General features: G+C 43.8%; 16 protein-coding genes. 14 read left to right on the plus strand and 2 right to left on the minus strand.

The window, feature by feature from the left end; translation table 11 throughout:
• The first annotated feature begins 25 nt into the window (after positions 1-25).
• On the plus strand, positions 26-1,660 hold the full coding sequence (locus JJQ94_RS10900; RefSeq protein WP_010369341.1) for a CTP synthase: 1,635 nt from the start codon (positions 26-28) through the stop codon (positions 1,658-1,660).
• Positions 1,661-1,902: 242 nt separating this feature from the next.
• Entirely contained in the window at positions 1,903-3,195 is a 1,293-nt protein-coding gene (gene eno, locus JJQ94_RS10905) for a phosphopyruvate hydratase (protein ID WP_099030215.1), read from the plus strand.
• A gap of 57 nt (positions 3,196-3,252) precedes the next feature.
• Here eno and JJQ94_RS10910 read toward each other — a convergent pair whose 3' ends face one another.
• Entirely contained in the window at positions 3,253-3,444 is a 192-nt protein-coding gene (locus tag JJQ94_RS10910) for a hypothetical protein (protein WP_010369334.1), read from the minus strand.
• A gap of 100 nt (positions 3,445-3,544) precedes the next feature.
• Complete coding sequence (gene mutH / locus JJQ94_RS10915; RefSeq protein WP_236596625.1) at positions 3,545-4,180, minus strand: DNA mismatch repair endonuclease MutH; 636 nt, start codon at positions 4,178-4,180, stop codon at positions 3,545-3,547.
• A 478-nt stretch (positions 4,181-4,658) separates the two neighbouring features.
• On the opposite strand from mutH, the gene rppH reads away from it, so the two are divergent.
• The 12 genes from rppH to JJQ94_RS10975 all read left to right on the plus strand — a co-directional run bounded on the left by rppH (position 4,659) and on the right by JJQ94_RS10975 (position 16,978).
• Positions 4,659-5,183 carry an RNA pyrophosphohydrolase gene (gene rppH, locus JJQ94_RS10920; RefSeq protein ID WP_010369331.1) on the plus strand — a complete coding sequence of 175 codons (525 nt, stop codon included), beginning with the start codon at positions 4,659-4,661 and terminating at the stop codon, positions 5,181-5,183.
• Between the two features lie 15 nt (positions 5,184-5,198).
• Positions 5,199-7,487 (plus strand): phosphoenolpyruvate--protein phosphotransferase, encoded by a 2,289-nt coding sequence (gene ptsP / locus JJQ94_RS10925; protein ID WP_099030217.1) that lies wholly within the window; start codon positions 5,199-5,201, stop codon positions 7,485-7,487.
• A 47-nt stretch (positions 7,488-7,534) separates the two neighbouring features.
• Positions 7,535-8,344 (plus strand): sulfite exporter TauE/SafE family protein, encoded by an 810-nt coding sequence (locus JJQ94_RS10930; RefSeq protein WP_099030218.1) that lies wholly within the window; start codon positions 7,535-7,537, stop codon positions 8,342-8,344.
• 9 nt (positions 8,345-8,353) lie between these two features.
• Positions 8,354-9,166 carry a prolipoprotein diacylglyceryl transferase gene (gene lgt / locus JJQ94_RS10935; RefSeq protein WP_099030219.1) on the plus strand — a complete coding sequence of 271 codons (813 nt, stop codon included), beginning with the start codon at positions 8,354-8,356 and terminating at the stop codon, positions 9,164-9,166.
• A 14-nt stretch (positions 9,167-9,180) separates the two neighbouring features.
• Entirely contained in the window at positions 9,181-10,014 is an 834-nt protein-coding gene (locus JJQ94_RS10940) for a thymidylate synthase (RefSeq protein WP_099030220.1), read from the plus strand.
• 8 nt (positions 10,015-10,022) lie between these two features.
• A complete protein-coding gene (gene galU, locus JJQ94_RS10945; RefSeq protein WP_099030221.1) occupies positions 10,023-10,907 on the plus strand; it encodes a UTP--glucose-1-phosphate uridylyltransferase GalU in 885 nt (294 codons plus the stop codon).
• An 87-nt stretch (positions 10,908-10,994) separates the two neighbouring features.
• Positions 10,995-11,504 (plus strand): hypothetical protein, encoded by a 510-nt coding sequence (locus JJQ94_RS10950; protein ID WP_099030222.1) that lies wholly within the window; start codon positions 10,995-10,997, stop codon positions 11,502-11,504.
• A gap of 99 nt (positions 11,505-11,603) precedes the next feature.
• Complete coding sequence (locus JJQ94_RS10955; protein ID WP_099030223.1) at positions 11,604-12,185, plus strand: DUF4402 domain-containing protein; 582 nt, start codon at positions 11,604-11,606, stop codon at positions 12,183-12,185.
• A 15-nt stretch (positions 12,186-12,200) separates the two neighbouring features.
• The gene (locus JJQ94_RS10960) at positions 12,201-12,647 is read left to right on the plus strand and encodes a DUF4402 domain-containing protein (protein ID WP_099030224.1); all 447 of its coding nucleotides are present in this window, start codon (positions 12,201-12,203) and stop codon (positions 12,645-12,647) included.
• 63 nt (positions 12,648-12,710) lie between these two features.
• A complete protein-coding gene (locus JJQ94_RS10965; RefSeq protein WP_099030225.1) occupies positions 12,711-13,433 on the plus strand; it encodes a fimbria/pilus periplasmic chaperone in 723 nt (240 codons plus the stop codon).
• Between the two features lie 19 nt (positions 13,434-13,452).
• A complete protein-coding gene (locus tag JJQ94_RS10970) occupies positions 13,453-16,386 on the plus strand; it encodes an SdrD B-like domain-containing protein (RefSeq protein WP_236596588.1) in 2,934 nt (977 codons plus the stop codon).
• Complete coding sequence (locus tag JJQ94_RS10975) at positions 16,373-16,978, plus strand: SPOR domain-containing protein (RefSeq protein ID WP_099030226.1); 606 nt, start codon at positions 16,373-16,375, stop codon at positions 16,976-16,978. The genes JJQ94_RS10970 and JJQ94_RS10975 overlap by 14 nt, the downstream gene beginning before the upstream one ends.
• The last annotated feature ends 20 nt before the right edge of the window (positions 16,979-16,998 follow it).

The raw sequence follows: 16,998 nt of genomic DNA on the forward strand, positions 1-16,998 counted from the left end.
TTTTCCTGAAATTTCTAGGGTTCGCATGAGTACAAAATTTATCTTCGTAACGGGCGGAGTAGTATCCTCCTTGGGTAAAGGTATTGCAGCTGCTTCATTAGCCGCTATTTTAGAAGCACGTGGCTTGAAAGTTACGATTCTAAAGCTGGATCCTTACATCAATGTTGACCCTGGGACCATGAGCCCTATCCAACACGGTGAAGTATTCGTAACCGAAGACGGCGCTGAAACCGACCTTGACCTTGGTCACTACGAGCGTTTTATTCGCACTAAAATGACCAAGCGTAACAACTTTACACAAGGCCGTGTATTTGAAGACGTGTTGCGCAAAGAGCGTAGAGGTGAGTACTTAGGTGCCACTATTCAGGTTATTCCTCACATCACAAACGATATCAAACGTCGCGTGCTAGAGGGCGCGGAAGGCCATGATGTTGCTATCGTAGAGATCGGTGGTACGGTTGGTGATATCGAGTCACAACCTTTCCTAGAAGCAATTCGTCAGCTAGGCACAGAGCTTGGTCGTGAGAGCGCTTTGTTTATGCACTTGACGTTAGTGCCTTTCTTAGGCCCTGCAGGTGAAGTGAAAACCAAGCCAACTCAGCACTCTGTGAAAGAGCTTCGTTCAATCGGTATTCAACCTGATATTTTGATCTGTCGTTCAGATCGTAAACTACCAGCGAACGAGCGCGCGAAGATTGCACTATTCACCAATGTTGAAGAAAAAGCAGTTATCTCGCTACAAGACGTAGACAGTATTTATAAGATCCCTGCGCTATTGAAGTCGCAAGAGCTTGATAACATCATTTGTCGTCGTTTCTACCTTGAACGTCCAGAAGCGGATTTATCTGAGTGGGAACAGGTACTTTATCAAGAGTCAAATCCTACTGGTGAAGTGACAATTGGTATGGTCGGTAAATACATCGAATTACCGGACGCATATAAATCAGTTAACGAAGCATTGAAGCATGCTGGTTTGAAAAACCGTTTAACGGTGAATATTGAATATGTTGACTCTCAAGATATCGAGAGCAAAGGCACAGAGTTACTTGAGCACCTTGATGCTATCTTAGTACCTGGTGGCTTTGGTAACCGTGGCGTTGAAGGTAAGATCTTAGCTGCAAAATATGCCCGTGAAAACAAAGTACCATACCTAGGCATTTGTTTAGGGATGCAAGTTGCGCTAATTGAGTATGCGCGTAACGTTGCAGGTCTTACTGGTGCTAACTCAACTGAATTTGATCTTGAAAGCCCACACCCAGTGGTTGGTCTTATCACTGAGTGGTTAGATGCAGACGGTAAGATTGAAGTACGTGACCACGATTCTGATCTTGGTGGCACTATGCGTCTTGGCGCGCAGCTTTGCCACTTAAAAGAGGGCTCTAAGGTGCGTGAAGTATACGGTAATGCCGAAATCGTTGAGCGTCACCGTCACCGCTATGAAGTAAACAACAACTATGTTGCTGAGCTTGAAAAAGCGGGTCTGCAATTTACTGGTCTGTCAGAAGACAAGAAACTAGTTGAGATTATCGAGAATAAAGATCACCCTTGGTTTATCGCGGCTCAGTTCCACCCTGAGTTCACGTCAACGCCTCGTGATGGTCACCCATTATTTGAAGGTTTTGTTGCGGCGGCATACAGCCACCAAAAAGCATCTTCGTAATAAGAAAAAGCCGTGCTCTTGCACGGCTTTTTTGTTGCAAAAGGTTTTGCAATAGGCGCTAAGTGTAGTGTTTATCGCCAAACTTTTTCTTATCTGCCGGCGCGTCAATGTGATACGTGTAAATTCTTCACTTTGCGAAGCAACAGAGATAAGGCAAACTTTAAAGCGGGTTTATTGACCCTGAATTCGCCTGCGACAGAAGCAGTGCAACACACACCACTTTGGGAATAAGAGGAATCAAGATGTCAAAAATCGTTAGAGTGATTGGCCGTGAAGTTATGGACTCACGCGGTAACCCAACAGTAGAAGCGGACGTACACCTAGAATCAGGTGCATGGGGCCGTGCATGTGCGCCATCAGGTGCATCTACGGGTACCCGTGAAGCACTAGAGCTACGTGACGGTGATAAGTCTCGTTACTTAGGTAAAGGTGTATTGACTGCGGTAAACTACGTAAATAACGAAATCGCGGCAGCACTTGAAGGTCAAAACGCGCTAGAGCAACGTGCAATCGACCAAATCATGTTGGACTTAGACGGCACTGAAAACAAAGAAAAACTAGGTGCGAACGCAATCCTTGCGGTATCTCTAGCAACAGCAAAAGCAGCAGCACAAGACAAAGGCGTGGCGCTATACGAGCATATCGCAGACATCAACGGTACAGCAGGCCAGTACTCAATGCCAGTCCCGATGATGAACATTATCAATGGTGGTGAGCACGCGGATAACAACGTTGATATTCAAGAGTTTATGGTTCAACCTGTTGGCGCAAAAAGCTTCCGTGAAGCACTACGTATGGGCGCTGAAATCTTCCATAGCCTGAAAAAAGTACTTAAGTCACGTGGCCTGAACACCGCGGTTGGTGATGAAGGTGGTTTTGCACCAGATCTTAAGTCAAACGAAGAAGCGCTAGAAGTGATTGTTGAAGCGGTTGCGGCTGCTGGCTACGAAATGAACAAAGACGTAACACTAGCACTTGACTGTGCAGCGTCTGAGTTTTATGTCGATGGCAAGTATGAACTAAAGGGCGAAGGTAAAACATTCGACTCGGAAGGTTTTGCAGGTTTCTTGGCTGATCTTGCCGCACGCTACCCAATTGTATCAATCGAAGATGGCCTAGACGAAAGCGATTGGGCTGGCTGGAAAATCCTAACAGATAAAATTGGCGATAAAGTTCAGCTAGTGGGTGATGATCTCTTTGTTACTAACACTAAGATCTTAAAGCGTGGTATTGAAGAACGCATTGGTAACTCAATCTTGATTAAATTCAATCAGATTGGTTCACTGTCTGAAACGCTTGATGCTATCAAAATGGCGCAAGATGCTGGCTTTACTGCCGTTATTTCACACCGCTCTGGTGAGACTGAAGACGCAACCATTGCTGATTTAGCAGTGGCTACAGCAGCTGGTCAAATTAAGACAGGTTCACTTTGTCGCTCAGATCGTGTAGCTAAGTACAACCAGTTACTACGTATTGAAGAAGCGCTAGGTGAAAAAGCGGTATACAAAGGCCGTAGCGAAATCAAAGGTCAGTAATTAGCATTCCTCGGAATATTTTAAAAACGCCAGTTTAGCTACTGGCGTTTTTTATTGCTAGCGGTCGTCACCCCAAATTTCACAATTTGCTTGGCCATTTCTAAATGTCCAACAGACTTGAAGTGAATTACAAGCATCATCCATTGTTGCAGGACCATTACCTCCAGCAACAGCCGGCGTCATCTTAGTAGCAAGTGTTTTGTTCACACTAAGTTCTTTAATCGATTTTTTGTTGAACTTTAATTTCATTGTCGTTTCCTTCTATAAAAATATAAATGTTAACCAAATCCATACAAGATGTTGGTTGTTTTACATTTGTACTTTTTGTACAAAAAGTCAACAGGTGTTTTTAAGCACCAAACTCTTGCGCCAATATCGATTGGGTGAAATTGATTTTTAAATAAAAACCTCTTGGCAAAGTTTGCACTATTTTACCGTTCGGCCCTATGGCGTCGGTGAGTGCTTTGGCATTTGCCGCCTTTGGCCTTATCTGCATGACTTCTCCAAGATGCCCTGAGATTTTTTCTACGTGACCCGTAGCGATTAACTCGATTTGCTCTTCCCAGTCTCTTCGTAACAACTGTTCTTGATTCGCGTCTGGCCGCCATAGGAAGCCGTGTCCAATAACCCTAGCTATTAAAGGAATTTCTCGTTCGGCTAATATGGGTAGCCAGAGAACGTGAGCTAATTTCTTTTTAACACTCGACGCTTCCCACGTTAATCCTGTTAACTGAGTAAGCGGCACGACAGAAACATAGGTGGTCTCTAGTGGTTTGCCTTGATAGCTTATTGGCAAAGTCTTGAGTTCAACGCCGATATGCTCAAAATCAGGCACAGGCTTTGAACCCGCTGTGGCACCTAAGGCTGCTTCTATGAGTTGTCCTACCCAACCTTTCTCTCTGAGCAAGTCTTGTGGTGTTTTAAACGAGAGCTGCTGAGCGAGTTCACCCAATGTTAAACCAGCTATATTTTCAACACGCTGCATAAGTTCGCCCACAGAGCGTGGTGGTGTAACTGATGGCAAGCGATACTCCTGAGTCTATCCCTTAAAAATACGATTATAAAAGAAATCATGTGGCGAAGTAAGTTGGTTGTTTTGCACTCAATTTAAGTGTGGCTTGTTATTTCAGCATATGGCTAAAGTAATGCCTTTATTATCTATATGATAAATATGAAGTTATTTTTATTTTGCTACAGTCGGAGCAGCTTAGAAATCTTATGGCTTTGGATAAATACAAGACTATAAACATAATTATCCACAGAATATGTGGAAAACCTTAGGTTTGAAGTGTGTAATTGTGGATTTGTTCGTAATTTGAACTGAAAAATGCTTGGTTATGCACAAGTTGTGGGTAACTTGCGAGTATGCTGAGATAATTTAGGTATAGAATGGAATTAAATTTGCCGTGACGCGGGAGTTGTGGAACAATCATTAAAAATCGACTTATAAATGAGGCACTAAGGTGATTGATGCCGAAGGGTTTCGTGCCAATGTCGGAATAGTGATTTGTAATAATCAGGGGCAGGTTTTTTGGGCCCGTCGTTACGGACAACACTCTTGGCAATTTCCTCAAGGTGGAATAGATCAAGGGGAAACACCTGAGCAAACGATGTATCGTGAACTTCATGAAGAAGTTGGACTTAGGCCAGAAGATGTTGAAATAGTAGCAAGTTCTAAACATTGGTTACGTTACAAACTACCAAAAAGGTTAATTAGACGAGATTCAAGCCCAGTTTGTATCGGGCAAAAGCAGAAATGGTTTTTATTGAAACTTAGGTGTAAAGATGAAGACGTAGACTTATTACGTACGCATCACCCTGAGTTTGATGATTGGCGTTGGGTTAGCTATTGGTATCCAGTACGTCAAGTTGTATCGTTTAAGCGTGATGTCTATCGTCGAGTGATGAAGGAATTCGCTCCGTTTGCGATGCCATTTGGTAAACGTGAACAGCAAGGGCAGAAGGATTTCTGGCGCACGAAACGATAAAAAAAGGAGCAGCAGGTGTTAGCAACGTTAAGATCGATTGCTGAGTCAGTGGCACAGCAAAGTGACCTACAAAGCGCGTTAAATTGCTTTGTTACTATGGTCAAAGATGCCATGCACACTGAATGCTGCTCAGTTTATTTTGCCGATTACAGTCAAGATAACTTTATCTTGATGGCAACAGATGGCTTAAACCCTGAAGCAATTGGGAAATTCCGAATGGGATTTACCGAAGGCTTAGTCGGTCTTGTTGCCCAGCGTGAAGAGCCAATTAACGTTGCCCATGCTCAATCACACCCAAGATTTAAACTGTCACCCGAGGTCAATGAAGAAGGCTACAATGCTTTCTTATCAGTGCCTGTTGTACACCAGCGCAAAGTGCTTGGGGTTATTGTGGTGCAGCAAAAGATTGCTCGTGTATTTAGCCATGATGAAGAGTCCTTTCTTATTACGCTTTCAGCGCAATTGGCTTCACAGCTTGCCAACACCGAGATCCAAACTTTACTTCAACAAGATGCAAGCAGTCACAGAACCTCAGTGTTAAAAGGGGTATCGAGTGCACCAGGTATTGCCTTAGGTGATGGTTATGTGGTGTTACCCCATATTGATTTTGCGAGTATTGAACCGCAGCATAGTGACAATATTCAGCAGCAAATTCAGCTGTTTCATCAAGCGGTGGCCGCGACTCGGCAAGAATTCCATATTTTAGCCAAAACTCTGAGTGATGATATTCCGAAAGAAGCGGTAGCTGTGTTTGAGGTTTACCAGCAACTTTTGGATGCCAAGAGTTTAGGTAAACAAGTGGAGTCTGAAATACAACAAGGCTGGAACGCAAAAACCGCGCTAAAGCTTGTTATCGAAAAGCTTGTGGCTCAGTTTGATATGATGAGCGACCCCTATATCAAAGAGCGTGCGATTGATGTTAATGATATTGGCCTGCGCGTGCTCCAGCATTTAGTCTCAACTGAGCAAGCTGTTAAACACTATCCAGATAATACGATTCTAATCGCCCATACCTTGACCCCAACTATGTTAGCGCAAGTACCAAAAGAAAAGCTCAAAGGGGTAGTCAGTGTGCATGGCTCGGCCAACTCTCATGCCTCCATTCTCACTCGCGCGATGGGCGTCCCCGCTATTTGGGGGATAGAAGACATTCCATTATTACAGTTTGATGGTAAGTCTATGATCATGGATGCGTATTCTGGACGGCTTTATATTTCGCCTTCGCAAATGTTGGTCAATGAGTACGTTGAAATCAAACGTAAAGATAACATTCTGCATGATAAGTTTGAAGCGGAACATGATTTGCCGCCTATTACACTCGATGGTGAGCGTATAAATTTACTCTTAAATGCTGGGCTTGATCTATCGACCGAAACATTAAGCGCCAGTTATTGCGATGGGGTTGGTCTTTATCGTACTGAGTCTTGGTTTATGCAAAAAGGCCAATTCCCAACACAATCGGAGCAAGAAGTCTGGTATCGCGAGGTGCTATCACGTTATCACCCTGAGCCCGTAGTGATGCGGACTTTAGATATCGGTGGCGACAAAATTCTAGATTACTTTGATATAAAAGAAGAAAACCCATTTTTAGGGTGGCGGGGCATTCGTGTATCGCTGGATCACCCCGAGCTTTTCTTGGATCAGATCAAAGCCATGATCAAAGCAAATGCGGGTCTTGGCAACTTACAGATCATGTTGCCTATGGTGGGTCATAGTGAGGAAATAGATGAAGCGATGGCGCTCATTGAGCAGGCTTGTTTTGAGCTGCAAGACGAATGGGCCGATCCTTTTTACACCATCGACCGGCCAGAAATCGGCGTAATGCTTGAAGTACCGTCTAGCGTGTACTTGTTACCTGAGTGGTCGAAAAAAATCGATTTTTGCTCTGTGGGCAGTAACGATTTAACGCAGTATTTATTGGCAGTAGATAGAACAAATGCACAAGTGGCGGATCTTTTTGAGCCCTATCATCCCAGTGTATTACGAGTGTTAAACCAGATTGCACAGCAGTGTGAGCTGCACGAGCTACCTTTTAGCCTGTGTGGAGAGTTAGGCGGTGAGCCTGAGGGCGCAATCTTGCTTATTGCAATGGGGTATCGCCGTTTGAGCATGAATATTTCATCACTGAACAAAGTAAAATGGGTGCTACGCAGACTGAGAGTAACGGATATGGAAGCTTTACTTGAAAGGTGTTTAGCACAACCTTCATCTAAGCAAGTGCGCCGAATTATTAAAGAATTCATGATTGAACATCATTTTGCAGAATTACTCTATACCAGCCACCAAGCAAAGGGTGCTTCTTAAGGCTATTTACGCTACCATTACGGCGCTATAAGAATAAGAGCTTGTTGATGGAAACTATTATACTCATCGTTGTACTTTGCGCTTTGCTCGGCTGTGCAGTTGGCTTTTTGGCAGGTCTGCTTGGTATCGGCGGCGGGCTGCTGATAGTCCCTATTTTATCTGTCATCTTGACCAAATTTAATGTTATACCCACAGATCAAGTGGTGTTAGTTGCAATTGCGACGTCTCTCGCCTCCATTATTTTCACTTCGACATCTTCAGCCAAAGCGCATCATAAAAATGACAATGTTCCATGGCACATTGCTCCATGGGTGATGTTGGGTGTGGCAGTCGGCGCGTTGGGCAGTGGTTTTGCCGCAGTGCTGTTGCCTGAAAAACTCGTCAGAATTATTTTTGTGGTTAGTGTTGTGGGCATTGCATTGAAAATGGCGTGGAGTTCCAGAAGACCGCCACAATCAACCAGAGTTATACCGCAAGGACCGATACTTGCGATGCTAACCTCGGTAACGGGGGCGCTGTCTGCAATGATTGGTATTGGCGGGGGAGCATTAATCGTCCCACTACTGACATTTTTCTCTGTTGATATGAAAAAAGCGATAGGATGTGCGTCTGCCAGTGGTATCGTTATCGCTATCTTTGGCTCCTTTGGCTATATCGCCTCTGGCAGCCAACATGTGGATATTGAACATGGATTTTTAGGTTTTGTCTATTTACCGGCTTTGTTTGGTATAGTGGCAACTTCATGGTTTATGGCGCCTATAGGTGCTAAAGCTACGCACCACTTACCAGTCACAACGATTAAGAAAGTGTTTGCGGCGTTACTCATTGTTATCGCTGGCAATATGTTAATGAATTAAGGAAAGGCTATGGCTTTGCAGTTTCCACAGATAGACCCTGTGATTTTTTCCATCGGACCTTTAAGTGTTCGTTGGTATGGATTAATGTATTTAATCGGCTTCATGTTTGCCATGTGGTGGGCAGGGAAAGAAGCAAAAAAACCAAACTCTGGTTGGAATAAAGACCAAGTTGGCGACCTAGTTTTTTACTGTATGCTTGGCGTGATCTTGGGCGGGCGAATTGGCTATGTGCTGTTTTATCAATTCTCTCATTTTATTGAAAACCCGCTTTATTTGTTTAGGGTGGATCAAGGCGGTATGTCTTTCCATGGCGGCGCATTGGGCGTTATCACGGCAATTATCGTGTATGCGCTTAAAAACAAACGTTCGATTTTATCGGTAGGTGACTTTGTCGTTCCTATGGTGCCTGTTGGGCTTTTTGCTGGTCGTATCGGTAACTTTATTAATGGCGAATTATGGGGTCGCGTAACGGATGTTCCTTGGGCATTTATTTTCCCAACGGGCGGACCACAGCCGCGCCACCCATCACAACTTTATGAAGCGTTTTTTGAAGGGTTGGTATTGTTTGTGATGCTGGTATGGTTTAGGAAAAAACCGCGCCCAGCGGGCAGTGTAGCAGGTTTATTTTTAGCCGGTTACGGTGTCTTCCGCTTCTCAATCGAGTATTTCCGTGAACCAGATGCACATATTGGCTTATATGGTGGCCTTATTTCTCAAGGTCAGATCTTATCTCTGCCTATGGTGATTGCAGGCGCTATCCTTATGGTGTGGGCATATAAGCGAGAAGGTAGCAACCCATCTACCGGGCAAGTTAAAAGTTAATAGAGTAGCGAACAATGAAGCAATATTTAGAACTGATGCGCCATGTGCGTGACAATGGTACAAAAAAAGAAGACCGTACGGGCACTGGCACAGTGAGTGTTTTTGGATACCAGATGCGCTTCAACTTGCAAGAAGGCTTTCCGCTTGTAACGACGAAAAAGTGTCATCTACGCTCGATTATTCACGAGCTACTTTGGTTCTTGCAAGGCGATACTAACATCAAATACCTAAAGGAAAATGGCGTTAGTATTTGGGATGGCTGGGCAACGGATGATGGGGACTTAGGGCCAGTTTATGGTAGCCAGTGGCGCTCTTGGACGGGGCCAAATGGTGAAGTGATAGATCAAATCAAAGATGTTGTAGAGCAAATCAAAACCAACCCTGACTCTCGTCGCCTGATTGTGAGTGCTTGGAACCCTGCGCTTTTACCTGATACTAACTATTCACCCAAAGAAAATGCAGCGATGGGCAAACAAGCGTTGCCACCTTGCCACACGTTATTCCAATTTTATGTATTAGATGGCAAGCTTTCTTGCCAGCTTTATCAGCGCAGTGCGGATATTTTCTTAGGCGTGCCCTTTAACATCGCAAGCTATGCGCTGTTAACGATGATGATTGCACAAGTTTGTGACTTAGAAGTGGGTGATTTCGTACATACCTTCGGTGATGCCCATTTGTATCTAAATCATATGGAACAAGTTGAAGAACAATTAGGCCGAGCGCCGTTTGCGAAACCGCAAATGCAGATCAACCCTCAAGTAAAAGACATATTTGGTTTTAAGTTTGAAGACTTTGAGTTGGTAAACTACGAATGTCACCCGCATATAAAGGCACCAGTCGCGATTTAGGAGCATTTATGAAAGCCGTTATTCCAGTGGCGGGTCTTGGCACTCGCATGTTACCCGCGACGAAGGCCATTCCAAAAGAAATGCTGCCAATTGTCGATAAGCCTTTGATCCAGTATGTAGTAGATGAAGCTGCGGCCGCAGGCGTCAAAGAAATCGTACTGGTAACCCATTCAAGTAAAAACTCAATTGAAAACCACTTCGATAAGAGTTTTGAGCTGGAAGCGACACTGGAAAAACGGGTTAAGCGTCAACTGCTAGAAGAAGTACAATCTATATGCCCCAAAGGCGTTACGCTGATCCATGTGCGCCAAGGTGAGGCTCGTGGCCTTGGTCATGCCATCAATTGTGCTGCCCCTGTGATTGGCGATGAGCCTTTTGTGGTTATGCTGCCCGATGTATTAGTTGATGACACTGCATGCGATCTAACAAAAGATAATCTTGCTGATATGATCGCGCGTTTTAAAGCATCAGGTAATAGCCAAGTGATGGTAGAAGCGGTAGCGCCTGAACTCGTCTCCCAGTTTGGCATTGTGGATTTGGGAGGAGCAGCGCTCGCGCAAGGAGAGTCAGCCGCGATGCAGTCTATTGTCGAAAAGCCCGAACTTCAAAGTGCACCTTCAAACTTAGCCGTTGTTGGTCGTTACGTGTTAAACAAATCTATTTGGCCACTTTTGGCAAAAACACCGCTAGGTGCGGGTGGCGAAATTCAATTGACCGATGCGATTGCCATGTTGATGGAGCAAGAGCAAGTCGATGCATACTCGTTACGTGGAAAAAGCCATGACTGCGGAAGTAAAATCGGCTATTTAAAAGCGATAGTTGAGCATGCGATGCGAAGAGACGAGTATTCAACTGAGCTTGCTTCTCTTATTGACTCTATTACAAGAAGTTAAATGTATCGATATTTGCGGTAAAAGCATTTGGTTATTTACCGCGATTTATGTACCATAGCAGAAAATGGATTTTTGTTATAACTTATTGTGGATATTCGGTTTTTTAAATTTTTACTACTTGGCTCTTTAATCACCTTAGGTGGCTGTAGTCATTCATCTAAAGAGCCTTCGCTGTTAAGTGAGCAGCAGCTCAAAAGTATTGAGCGATTGAGCTCGTTAGAGCAGGACCTCTCAAACCTGCTGACTTTGTTAGAGTCGCAAGCTAGCGTCGATAATATCCAAGCATTGCCAAATAATGGCGCAAAAATTAAGCGCTATTCCGCGAGTAAACAAAAAGCGAATCAAACGACTGGAATTCAACTGAAGTTATTTCCGGTATCTATCAATTCCACGCCTCAAATTGAGCAGCATCAAGCTCTGTTAGCGGCAGTAAAGCAGAAGTTTCCCAGTATATTCTCTGAGGCAGAATTTCAAATACAAGCGTTTGAAATGCGAGATTGGGCAACAGTTTCTGGATTAAGATCAACTCAAGAAGCAAAAGTCTACTGTAGACTATTTTCTATCCAAAGCATTGATTGTAGGCGGTTAATGTTTTAATTTTTACTAAAGTTTTCCCACTTGGGAACGATAAAGAATGAGTCACCAAAAAAACGGCATTGCGGTGACGATAAAAATGACCTCCAAAGGAATTTAAAGATGAAAACACTGATTAAATCTGCGCTTATTGCAAGTTCTATTTCCGCTGCTCTACTTACTTCTTCAGCAATTGCTAAAGATACTGCTCGTCTTGAAGTTAAAGTAGAAGTTAAAAACTTATTTTCAGCTGAAGCCGGTGATCCACTTGATTTCGGTATCATTCGAGTACAGGGCGATGCAGCTGATGTGGCTACGATGAAGATTGAGGCGGACCCTACACTGACCGATCCTGAAATTAAGAATACTGGTGATGCAGTAATAAACCTTATTAGTACAGGTGGAGCAGGCACTATCAATATCACAGATGCAGCGCCAAATACTGAGTTAACGATTACGGTTCCGGCCGCAACTACGGTTGATAGCGTAGGTAATGCCTCTTTTGATTTAAAGGATTTTGAATTTTATGTGGTAAGCGGTGCACAACCGAATAGCGAAGTGACAAACAACAAGTTTAGGGTTGATGCAAATGGTGCCGCAACGCTTTCCGTTGGTGCGACATTAAGTACGAAAGCACTTTCTGGAACAGATACGTATGGCGGTGGTGTATACACCAGTAAAGTTGATATCGAAATCGCTTACTAAAACATGTGGCGTTACATGGTACTGGCATTGCTTTTTGCCAGTCACTTGGCCAAAGCTCAAGATATATCGGTCGTTAAGAAATTGAGCTTTGGCACTATTGCGATTATTGACAAAAGTAGCGCAGGCACAGTGACGATAGAACCTAATGTTAGGCCACAAACCTCAAGCAATATTCTATTCGTAGAGTTTGGTCATGCGGCAGAAATCCTCTTGACCGATTTTCCTCACAATCGCCAAATTAGCGTCCAATCTACCGTTTACAACGACTGGTTTGGCTATTGGAATCTTGGTGCATCCGATGCCTTCCAATTGACAGAGTTGTATCACGAGAAGGCTATTTACACGGATAGTGTTGGGTCTGGTGAGTTTAAAGTCGGTGGTCAATTGCGCTTTGCTGGCAACGGTAAATCGCTATCGGATGGGGTGCAAACTCTGAACGTTGAAATAACTTTGTCTTACTAAATTATGAATAAATTAATATTAACGCTGCTTTTGTTTTGTTGCTGTAAAGTAAGCGCCAATCTGATGATCACCCCAACACGGGTTGCTTTCGAAGAGCGTCAGAGAATTGAAAGGGTTACAATCATTAATAATGGTGATGTGACCAAATCTTATCGACTTGAATTTCAAGAGAAGCTAGCACTAAAAGAAGGTGGCTATGCCAACTTTGCCGAGCAAAAAATGAATCCTATGGCTGCAAGCCATTTCATCCGTATTTCACCTAGGCAAGTAACACTGGGGCCTGGTGAGCGTCAGGTAATAAAATTGGCTGTGCGCAGAAAGGCGAATATGGAACAAGGAGAGTATCGCTCACATTTGCTTTTTAGGGAGCTGCCGAATAATAAAGGCAAGCTGCAAGAAGGTATCAATATTGACGTGCTGATGAGCTATAGCATTCCGGTGATACTACGAGTTGGCGATGCGAACCCGCAAGTACAGCTTGAGGATGTCATTGTAAGTGATGCAAAAAATGGTCGTCAGGCAATTACGGTACTACTTAATCGAACTGGGAAATATAGTAGCTTTGGCGAATTATCCGCTTATTGGCTGGGGAAAAATGACGTTAAACCAGTGCGGATCGGTGTGTTGAATAAGTTTGCCGTATATCCAGAGCTTAATCAAAGGAGTGTAGAGTTCTCAATAGACCCTGCAATCAAGCTCGGGCCATCAGGCAAGGTCTTAATCAAGTATTTGGGTGATGAGGAGTACACTGACCGCACCTTTGTAGATGATTCGGTATCTTTGTAGTTTAGGGTAAGCGAACGTAATGAGAGCACCCGCTATTTGGCGCACGTTACTAATAGGCATACTATGCTATCAACCTGCTATGGCATCGCAGGTTGATACTTTGCAACAGCTATTAGAACGGGTTGAACGAGTGAAAGCAAAACTTGCGATACAGCAAAGTGAACGGGTGGTCTCTCGGGTTGATATTGGTACAGAACTGTTTTTATCCGCCTATAAAGGAAATTTATATTTAGGTGAAGTGATCGCGGTGACGTCAGAACAAGGCGTCAATGTGGAACTCTTGAGCTTGTTTTCAGCTTTGGGGTTTGTGGTATCAGAAGATGTCTCAGGAACCTTTGACGGCTGGTTCTTCACACCTGAAAACACCTTTAGTCTTAATGCCAAAGCGCATTTAGTTGAGAGCAAAGGGCAGCGAACGCAATTGAGTGATAGGGAGATTCAGGTTATCAATGGTGAGGTATTTCTCGCTGATTATATCGTGGCGACTTTATTTGACGTCAGTCTGTTTACCGATATACAGGATTTATCTCTGATAGTTAAGAGTAAACAAATTCTGCCAATAGAAGCGCAGCAACAGCGATTAGGTAGAGAGGTTGTCAGGTTTGACCGCAATGCCAGCGCAACATTACCGTGGCGACCAAGTCCTTATCAAAGCATCGGTAAACCAGTGCTGGATGCTCAGATAAATGCGCAGGTGACTGAAGACATTAGCCAGACGTCTTATTCCCTTATTGGTTCGCAAGACATCGCCTATTGGCAAGCCCAGTATTTTATTGCAGGTAGAGAGGGAGATGTTATTAATCGCTCGCGATTATCCCTCAACCGTGCTTCAAAAAAAGCCGATGTTTTACCGTTTGGCAACTTTACCAAGGTATCGCTCGGTGATGTACAGAGTGTTCAAGTTGGAGTTGATGCGCTAAATGAAGAAGGGCGAGGAGTGAGTTTCAGTAATACGCCGTTAGATAAGCGTACGAACCGTCAGCGCATTGTCATCTCAGGCCCAGTTCAGGTAGGGTGGGACGTAGAGCTTTATCGAAATGGATTACTAATAGGGCAAGAAAATAATGTCCAATCTGGGCGCTATGAGTTTGAAAATATTGATTTACTATTTGGTGAAAATACCTTTGAACTCGTGATGTATGGAGGGCAAGGTCAAGTATCAAAAGAAGTGCAAACCTATTATGTTGAACAGAGCACCGCAAACGAAGGTGAAGGCTTTTTTGCCGTATCAATAACTGAAACGGGCAAAACTATACTGGGTGACAAGACTGCGGCATCAGGAGCATCAAGCTGGCAAGTAAATGGCCGCTTTGACTACGGTCTTACGACAGACTTTGCGGTGTATGCAGGTTGGCAGCATCGTCAAGGTATGAAAAATAGTGCGTCACAACAATACTTTTCTACAGGGTTCAACACCAATATTAATAAACGACTATTATTGGATGTAGACTATAGTAAGAGCGAAGCGATCCAGCGGTTCTCTGCAAATACTCGAACCCGTTTACTTGGTCAGCAGGTAGGCGCCAAAGTTGAGTTAAAGGAGGATCTAGAACGGGATGAAAAAGCGACCGAGATAAAATTAACGGCGGCAGGAGATTGGTCTCTTTTTGACGCTGCTAAGATTTACTATCGTGCTGAATACTTCTACCTCGATAAAGCTAATACGACAGAGCAAGCGTCGTTACTTTTTAGTACCGGTAATTATTGGGGTACTTTCAGTAACCAATTTGTGTGGCAAGAGCAGACAAATCAAGCCAGTGACATAAGTGGCTACTTGCGCTGGCAGCGCAGGGTTTTTGGGGTATATAGTCGCTTTACTACTTGGTATGACATAAAACCTTCCAATGAAATTACAGCAGCAGAGCTTGAGTTGAGCAAAGAGCTAAGTCCTGAGCTTGATCTTGGCATTACCTTATACAAAGACTTTGCTGCAGATTACTATAAAACCGAACTTGGATTGAGCTGGAACCATGATAAGTTTAGGTTGTTAACAGACTTGCAATACGATAACGATGATAACTGGCAAGTAGGCCTCTCTGGACAAATAAGTATTGGAGCGGGCGAAACCGTAGGTCAGGTTTTTTTAACTGGCAAACGCTTGTCGCAGTTTGGCTCTTTGATGGTTCGTACTTTTATCGACCAAAATAATAATGGCTATCTTGATGAAGGGGAGTTACCGCTGAAGGGAGTAACTATAAAAGCATTGCAAAGCTTTGCACAAGGTAAAACAGACGACGACGGTGTTGCACTATTACCCGCAATGGTTAATTACAAACGAACAGATATTATTGTTGACAAAGAAACGATCCCCGAACCCTTTTTAATTCCCGCTAACGATGGCTTTTCATTCACTCCAAGACCCGGTCATATTGAATACGTTGAAATACCATTTGTAAACTCGTCGGAAGTTGAAGGTATTGTTGAAATCAATGAGGGTACTGAGCGCCGACCTGCAGGATTCACCACCGTGAGTTTACTAGATGAAACGGGTAACGAAGTCGCGCGCACTCAGACGGCATATGACGGCTACTATGTATTTACTGGTTTGAAGCCAGGGACTTACCGTACATCGATAAGTGATGCTAAAAGGCTCGCGGTAAGTACTCAACAGGTAGAAGTGGAGTTAAGTGCAGAGGGAGACCTGTTGCTTGATGTAAATCACGAATTACAACGACAGCGAGCAACCACGCAAGAGTTTGCTGTAGTTGGACGCTTCAAGACACTAACGATATTAAAAGTGTATGCGGCGATTTTAGCTAAGCGTTATCCCGCGTTATTAAGCGGTGGTTTTGGGTATGCGCAAAAAGAAGGCGATGCCACTTATTTACTTATATTAAGAGATGACGCCACACAAAATGCGGCAAATATTTGCCAAAATCTACTTCCCTTCAAAGTTTCTTGCACGGTGGAAGCCTTAACTATTTATGAAAGAGAAAACAATGCAATCAATTAAGCGATACCTCATTATGCTCAGTTTCGTTGCGTTAAGTGGTTGTCAAGCAACTGCAAGCAAGAGTCAACTAGACACATTACAAATGAAGAAGCAATTGTCTTTACTGGAGCAACAGGTAAGTACCTTACAACAAGAAGTGGAGCAGCTTAGACAGTTAAAACAACAAGTCGCTAAGTTTGAAGAAGTGCAGGAAGATTTAGATGTTATTGCGATGCAGCTATCAAGCACGCTTGCAAAGCAAAAGGATACTGAACTTTTAGCAAAGCAGCCTGAGCGAGTGGAAGAGCGAGAAACAAAGCCCGTCGAGAAACAAGATAAGCCTGTGGAAATGGCTGAATTTGCAATCCAATTGGCCTCTACAACAGAGTATGCCAAGCTTAGGCAGACCTACGAACAGCTCAAGGATAAGTTACCGCAAGGCTTTGCAGCAAGCGAAGTGAATATAGAACAAGTAGATATTCAAAGTACGAAATATTACCGGCTCAAATTAGGTGCATTCACAGACAAGGCCTCTGCATATAAAGGCTGCCAGCAGCTTAAGCGTGCAGGTCTGAGCTGCCTAGTTAGTCATTACACCAGTCATCGACTTTAAAACTTGGTGCGTATTTTGCA

This window comes from Pseudoalteromonas sp. GCY (assembly GCF_016695175.1).
GTDB lineage: Bacteria > Pseudomonadota > Gammaproteobacteria > Enterobacterales > Alteromonadaceae > Pseudoalteromonas.